7 protein-coding genes are annotated in these 6,884 nt (G+C 66.0%); all 7 read right to left on the bottom strand.

Annotated elements, in window-relative coordinates; translation table 11 throughout:
• Positions 1-240: 240 nt before the first annotated feature.
• Positions 241-774 carry a hypothetical protein gene (locus IE243_RS07115; protein ID WP_191318620.1) on the bottom strand — a complete coding sequence of 178 codons (534 nt, stop codon included), beginning with the start codon at positions 772-774 and terminating at the stop codon, positions 241-243.
• A gap of 72 nt (positions 775-846) precedes the next feature.
• Positions 847-2,139 carry a dual-specificity RNA methyltransferase RlmN gene (rlmN, locus tag IE243_RS07110; protein ID WP_191318619.1) on the bottom strand — a complete coding sequence of 431 codons (1,293 nt, stop codon included), beginning with the start codon at positions 2,137-2,139 and terminating at the stop codon, positions 847-849.
• A 15-nt stretch (positions 2,140-2,154) separates the two neighbouring features.
• The gene (gene folD / locus IE243_RS07105; protein ID WP_191318618.1) at positions 2,155-3,045 is read right to left on the bottom strand and encodes a bifunctional methylenetetrahydrofolate dehydrogenase/methenyltetrahydrofolate cyclohydrolase FolD; all 891 of its coding nucleotides are present in this window, start codon (positions 3,043-3,045) and stop codon (positions 2,155-2,157) included.
• A 193-nt stretch (positions 3,046-3,238) separates the two neighbouring features.
• Complete coding sequence (locus tag IE243_RS07100; protein ID WP_191318617.1) at positions 3,239-3,574, bottom strand: DUF167 family protein; 336 nt, start codon at positions 3,572-3,574, stop codon at positions 3,239-3,241.
• Between the two features lie 17 nt (positions 3,575-3,591).
• The gene (locus IE243_RS07095) at positions 3,592-3,882 is read right to left on the bottom strand and encodes a YggT family protein (RefSeq protein ID WP_132003852.1); all 291 of its coding nucleotides are present in this window, start codon (positions 3,880-3,882) and stop codon (positions 3,592-3,594) included.
• A gap of 94 nt (positions 3,883-3,976) precedes the next feature.
• Entirely contained in the window at positions 3,977-5,491 is a 1,515-nt protein-coding gene (locus IE243_RS07090; protein WP_191318616.1) for a VWA domain-containing protein, read from the bottom strand.
• Positions 5,492-5,656: 165 nt separating this feature from the next.
• Positions 5,657-6,667: an AAA family ATPase gene (locus IE243_RS07085; RefSeq protein WP_191318615.1), complete on the bottom strand. Its 1,011-nt coding sequence runs from the start codon at positions 6,665-6,667 to the stop codon at positions 5,657-5,659.
• Between the last annotated feature and the right edge of the window lie 217 nt (positions 6,668-6,884).

The following is a 6,884-nucleotide window of genomic DNA, read 5'->3' as shown; positions in this document are numbered from 1 at the left end:
AATGTGAGAACTACTTCGTTTCATGCGGATATGAGCCGGAATGATCGAAAAACGCTCTAGCGCATTTTCGGGAAAGGTGAAGCCGGGTTTCGGCGAAGGACATGCGCCAGATTGAAGAAATGGGGCGAAGAAATGGGGCGTTCTCCGATCAACAGGGATCTGAAAATGCTCATGGTTTCGCGGTCCGGAGCGAACGCTGACCGATCGGGCGATTCCGTCTTGCCGGATCCGGATAAGGCCCTAGGGCGCCGTCGGCGTGCCGGCGCCCGGCGCGATCTCCCGCGCACGCTGGTCAGGCCCGCCGCCGGCGCTGCGGCCGGCCACCAGCCAGTAGGCCAGCCCGGCCATGGCGCCGCACAGGAACAGCGCCAGCGTCACCCGCCCCTCGCCCCAGTTTCCGGACAGCGGATCGGCTGAATATCCCGTGCGCGCCGCCCATGGCAGCGCCGCCGTCAGCAAGCCGGTCGCGCCGGAATACCAGATGAACGAGCGGACCCGGGCTATTTCGCCAATCAGGCCGATCAGCGTCGGCGGGCCAGCCAATACAATGGCCAGCACCGTCCACATGCGCATCAGCAGCTCAAACGCGGCGCGCGGATCGTCGTAGGCCAGGGCGGAACTGAACGCGTAGTTGATCAGCGACCGGGCGGCGAGCGAGATCATGCGACCAAACGCCGGCTCGGCCAGAGCCGCGAAGCCCAGGGTCAACGCCCCGACCGAGAAGGCGCAGCACAGGGCGAACAGGATGAGAAAAGCCCGACCGATCACGCCCATGGCGGCTCCTTCAGAATGTCCAGCGAACAGCGTGCTTCCTGAGGGCAGATCCCTCTCCCGGAAGCTCCCGCCTCAGGAAGCGGCTTCCGCCGCCGGATCGCCACCGTTCTCCAGCATCAGCCGGGCCCGGGCGCGCAGCTTCTCCGTCTCGCTCTTCAACTGGCCACAGGCCGCGAAAATGTCACGGCCACGCGGCGTGCGCACCGGACTGGCGTAGCCGGCGCGGAAAACGATCTCGGAGAACGCCTCGATGGTGTCCCAGTCCGAGCACTCATACTTCGTACCCGGCCACGGGTTGAACGGAATCAGATTGATCTTGGCCGGGATGCCCTTGAGCAGGCGCACCAGCTCGCGCGCATGCGCCGGGCTGTCGTTGACGCCCTTCAACATCACATACTCAAAAGTGATGCGTCTGGCGTTCGACAGGCCAGGGTAGTTGCGGCACGCCTCCAGCACCTCGTCGATCTTGTACTTCTTGTTGAGCGGCACGAGGCCGTCGCGGATCTCGTTGGTGGTGGCGTGCAGCGAGATCGCCAGCATCGCGCCAATCTCGGCGCCCGCCTTCTCGATCATTGGCGCCACGCCAGCCGTCGACAGGGTGATGCGGCGCTTGCCAAGGCCGATGCCGTCGCCGTCGCTCATGGTGTCGACGGCAGCCTTGACGTTGTCGAAATTGTACAGGGGCTCGCCCATGCCCATCAGCACGATATTGGTGACCAGCCGCCCTGCCGGAGCCGCGTCGTCATCGTGCTGGACCGCCTTCGAGACCTTGTTGGGCCCCGGAACGCTCCAGTCCCCCAGCCGGTCGCGCGCCACCATCACCTGGCCAACGATCTCCGCGTCGGTCAGGTTGCGCACCAGGCGCTGGGTGCCGGTGTGACAGAAGGTGCAGGTGAGCGTGCAGCCCACCTGGCTGGAAACGCACAGGGTGCCGCGATCCGCCTCCGGGATGTAGACGCACTCAATCTCCGCGCCCTTGTCATGTGGCCCGGCCGGCGGCATGCGCATCAGCCATTTGCGGGTGCCGTCCACCGAAATCTGCTCGGAAATCACCTCCGGCCGGTCAATGGTGTAGTGCTCCGCCAGCGCCGCGCGCAGCACCTTCGAGATGGTGGTCATCTCATCGAAACTGACGGCGCCGCGCACGTAAATCCAGTTGAACAGCTGGGCCGCGCGCATGCGCAGCTCCCTGTCCGGAACGCCAATTTCCGCCAGCGCCTCACGCAGCCCGTCCCGCGACAGGCCCGCCAGCGAACGCCGCACGGGCGCAGCCGCGCCAGCCGTCGCGGCGGCCTCGGGCTGCGGCGCAGCAGGCGGCGCGGACGGGCGCTTTGCGGGAGAGTTGAGATCGATCAGGACGGTCATGGCGTTTTACTACGGTCAGAATGTGGGCGGGGTGAGGCCGCGGCGCAGGCTGGCGGCCGTCAGGGTATTGGCCAGCAGGCAGGCGATGGTCATCGGCCCGACGCCGCCGGGAACCGGGGTGATGGCGCCAGCGATGTCCTTCGCTTCCTGGAAGGCCACGTCGCCGACGAGCCGGGTCTTGCCCTCGCCGCGCTCAGGCGCCGGAATCCGGTTGATGCCGACGTCGATGACCACGGCGCCTGGCTTGATGTAATCGCCGCGGATCATCTCCGGGCGGCCGACGGCGGCGACCAGCACGTCGGCGCGGCGACAGACCGCCGGCAGATCGTGGGTGCGCGAATGGGCGACGGTGACGGTGGCGTTGGCGGCCAGCAACAGCTGGGCGATCGGCTTGCCGACCAGGTTGGAGCGGCCAACCACCACCGCCTCCTTGCCGGACAGATCCGGCAGCGCCGAACGGATCAGCATCATCGAACCCAGCGGCGTACACGGAACCAGGCCAACGGCGCCATTGGCGAGACGGCCGGCGTTGGCGTGGGTCAGACCGTCCACGTCCTTGTCCGGGTGGATGGCGGCGATCACCGGCTCCGCGTCGAGCCCGGCCGGCAGCGGCAACTGCACCAGAATGCCGTCGACCTCCGGATCGGCGTTCAGGCGCGCCACCAGCGCCTCCAGCTCCTGCTGCGACACGTCGGCCGGCAGCCGGTGCTCGAACGAACGCATGCCGACCTCAACGGTCTGGCGCGCCTTGGAGCCCACATAAACTTCACTGGCCGGATCATTGCCGACCAGCACCACGGCGAGACCGGGATGCACGCCGTTGGCCTTCATCGCCTCCACCGCAGTGGCGATCCGGCCGCGCAGGTCTTCGGCGAAGCTTTTGCCGTCAATGATCGTGGCGCTCATGGATGTCGGTCTCCAAAGGGCGGCAAAAAGCGCCTGCCCGGCTATTCCGGCCCCGGAATGCCAATAGCCGGTCGGGGCGACCGCCCCGCCGGTTCCATTCCGGTCATAAAATTCCGCCTGCTCCTATAACATTTTCAGGCGCGGTGAAAACTGCCTTGCGCGCACAAATCCGCGCCCTGGCCGTCACCCCGGATCAACCGGCGCCCACCAGTTGCGCCAGCCTGGCGGCAAGCTCAGCCGGGCTGGTCGCGCCCGCGGCGATGCTCAGCGTCTTGACCCTGGCCGTATGACCGCCGGTTACCTCGACCTGCGACGCGGCGACGCCAAGGCTCTTCGCCAGCAGTCTGGTCAGGGCGACGTTGGCCTGGCCGTTCTCCGGCGCCGCGCGCACCCGCGCTTTCAGCACCGGCCGGCCGTCATCGCGGATCTCCACCCCTTCAAGGGCGTCGCGACCGCCGCGCGGCGTCAGACGCACCATCAGGCGCAAGGCGCCATTGTCGATGCGCCACGGGAGCTCCGCGTCCGTCATGATCTGTCCGTCTCCGGTCAGATCACCGCCGGGTAGAGATAGAGCACGATGACGCGCTGCAGGAAGAAGATGATCAGCAGCAGGATCACCGGCGACACGTCGACCCCGCCCAGATTGGGCAGGATATTGCGGATCGGTCGCAACGCCGGCTCGGTGACGCGCTCCAGGAATGTCCATATGGCGCGCACGAAATCGTTGCGGACATTCATGACATTGAAGGCGACCAGCCAGCTCAGGATCGCCGAAGCGATGATGAGCCAGGTGTAAATCTCAAGAACGACCATGAGGACGTCGAGAATAGCGCGCATAAGCCCTCTCACCAGCAACAGAAACCTGCCGCCGGTTTAAACCGGAACCATAGCGCGAACAAGCGTGCTGACGCACGCGCGCGCCGTCGGCGCGTCAGGCCGCCGTGCGCAGCAGGTCGGTGACCACCCGCTCAAGGTCCTTCAATGAACCGCAGCTGATGGCGCGGTTGCAATAGGTGGCGTAGATCGGCATGACGCTGTCGCCGCTGCCCCAGCGGCTGCGGTGTTCGGGGTTGAGAAACAGCACCCGTTTCGCCCGCTGCTGGATGGTTTGCAGGATTTCGGCGCGGGGGTCGCCGTTGTTGTTGCGGGCGTCGCCGAGGATGATCACCGTCGTGCGCCGGTCCACGTCGTCCAGCGCCAGCTGCTCGAAATCGCGGAAGGCGTGGCCATAGTCGGTGGAGCCGCCAAAGCGCTGCAGCGTGCGGCCCATGGCGACGTCCGGCGGATAATTGTCGAACAGCTCGGTCACCTCACCCAGATTGCTGGAGAACGCGAAGGAGCGCACCTCCGGCAGCACCTCGTGCAGGGAGTGCAGGAACAGCAGCAGGAAGCGCGACACCTGGGCGACCGAGCCCGAGACGTCGCAGATCAGCATCACCTTGGGCCGGTCAACCTTCGTGCGCTTCCAGATGGTGTGGAACGGCACGCCCTCGAACTGGATGTTGGCGCGGATGGTGCGCCGGGCGTCCAGGGTTCCACGCCGCGCCCTGGTGCGGCGGCGCGAGTGCAGCGACACCAGCCGCTTGGCCATCTTGCGCACCAGCCCCTGCATGATCTGCATGTCGGAGCGTTCGATCAGGCCGATGCGCTGGCTGGCCAGCATGTCCTCGCGCAGCCGCCGGCCCTCATTGCCGGCGAACAGCTGCATCTGGGTTTCCACATACTCCCGCACCTGCTCGTGCAGGCCGGCGCGCAGGCCGCGCAGCCGTGTCGCGCGCGCCGCGGCGGCGGCGTTGGAGCCGCCTTCCGCCTGATCGATCCAGCGGCCCAGCTCCTCGCTGCCCATCAATTGCAGGATGCGCCACTGATACATGCCGCGCTGGGTGAAAAACCGGATGTCGGAAAGCCCGGCCTGCTGCGCCGCTTCGGCCAGACGCAACGCCAGGCTGGCGCTGTCGCCGGCCTCAAGCAGCTGCGCCAGTTCCTCGGCCATGGTCAGGCTCTCGCCAGATGGACCAAGCATCCCGGCGTCCTGGCCGCTGCTGGCCTTGTCGCCAGGTTTGCCCTCGCCCTTGCCGGTCGCCTTGCCGGAGCCCTGGCCCGAACCACCCGAGGACGCCATGCCGGTGACGCCGGCTCCCTCGTCGTCGCCGTCGGCCTGCTCGTCAGGGCCCTGTTCCCCGGCGTCGCAGTCGCCGGCGGCGCTGTTGGCGGGCTCCGGCGGCGTGAATGGCGCGAAGGCGAAGAACCTGTCGAAGACGCCCCAGAACGCCTCCTTGTCGGCGTCCGACTTGGCCAGCGACTGGGAGAGCCCATGCGCCAGCAGCATACGGTCCTCATAGCCCACCAGCCCGAGCACGGCCTCAGCGTCGATCACCTCGGAAGGCGAAATGCGTACGTCGGCCTCGCGCAGGGCCTTGATGAACTCGCCGAGAACCTGGGTCATGGCGTCCTTCCGGAGCAGCAACGCGCGGGCCGGGGACCCGCGCCGCCGTTTCCTGTCTCTTTATCCAGAGCCATATCCGGTCAACATGGATCGGACATGGTTCATGTTTCGCTGTTTTGAGCGGATTCTGATCGACCAGACGCTTCCGTCTGGTCGGAAAGCGCCCTAGCGCAGGTTCGATCTGGCCTTGCCGACCAGATCGTTCAGCTTCTCGCCAACCCGTTCGATATCGTCCTGGAACTTCAGCAGCACGTTGAGGGTGTTCTCCACCAGCGTGCGGTCGAGTTCGCGGGCGTGCAGCAACACCAGGGTGCGGGCCCAGTCGATGGTCTCGCTGATGGCGGGGACCTTCTTCAGATCCATCTCGCGCAGCGACTGGACGAAAGCGACCAGCTGGGTGCGCAGCTTTTCCTCGGCGTCCGGCACCCGCGAGCGAATGATCGCCCGCTCCAGCGCCTGGTCCGGGAACGGAATGTGCAGGTGCAGGCAGCGGCGCTTCAGGGCGTCGCTGAGATCGCGGGTATTGTTGGAAGTGAGGAAAACGATCGGCTTCTGGCGCGCCTTGATCGTGCCCAGCTCCGGGATCGAAATCTGGTAGTCCGAGAGCAGCTCCAGCAAAAAGGCCTCGAACTCGTCGTCCGCCTTGTCGATCTCATCGATCAGCAGCACCGCGCCTTCCGGCTCCCAAAGGGCCTTCAGCAGCGGGCGCGGCTCCAGAAACTCCTCGGAGAAGAAGGTGTCGTCGAACTCGTGCAGCCGCGCCACCGAGGCCTTCAGCCCCTCGGCGCCGGAGAGCACGTCGGCCAGCTTGTCCTTCAGGACCTGGGTGTAGAGCAACTGCTTGGAGTACTTCCACTCGTACAGCGCCTTGGCCTCGTCGAGGCCCTCGTAGCATTGCAGGCGGATCAGCGGCTTGCCGGTGATGGCGCTCACCGCCTTGGCCAGTTCCGTCTTGCCGACGCCTGGCGGCCCTTCCACCAGCATCGGCTTTTCAAGGCTCTGGGCAATGAAAAGGGCCGTGGCGATGGCCTCGGAAGAAATATAACCCTGCGCGCCCAGAAGGCGATGAATGTTGGCGACGCTTTCGGACGGCGTGTGCGCCGCGTCATTCGCCGCGAGCAGGCCATCCCTGGCCTGGTCGCCGGCGGGCGCGTTCTGATGAATGGCGGTGGTCATGGACGTGATCTGGCCTCTTTAATCCGGATCAGCAAGCTGCCGGGGGATACCTTTGCTGGAGCACATCCAGGAAGATAACCGGTGAAAATGCATTCTCATTCAGTCTGGCGTGCTTCCGCTGAAACGGGCCCGCCAATGCGCGATTTTTCTGGCCTCGCACAGTTTCTGCGCGAAAAGTGGGATCCACCTTTCGCGCAAATGCACCGGCGACGCAAAC

Origin of the sequence: Camelimonas fluminis (assembly GCF_014656355.1) — a bacterium.
GTDB classification, from domain to species: domain Bacteria; phylum Pseudomonadota; class Alphaproteobacteria; order Rhizobiales; family Beijerinckiaceae; genus Camelimonas; species Camelimonas fluminis.
The sequence above is the reverse complement of the archived record's forward strand: the minus strand, read 5'-3'. Positions and strand labels throughout refer to the sequence as shown.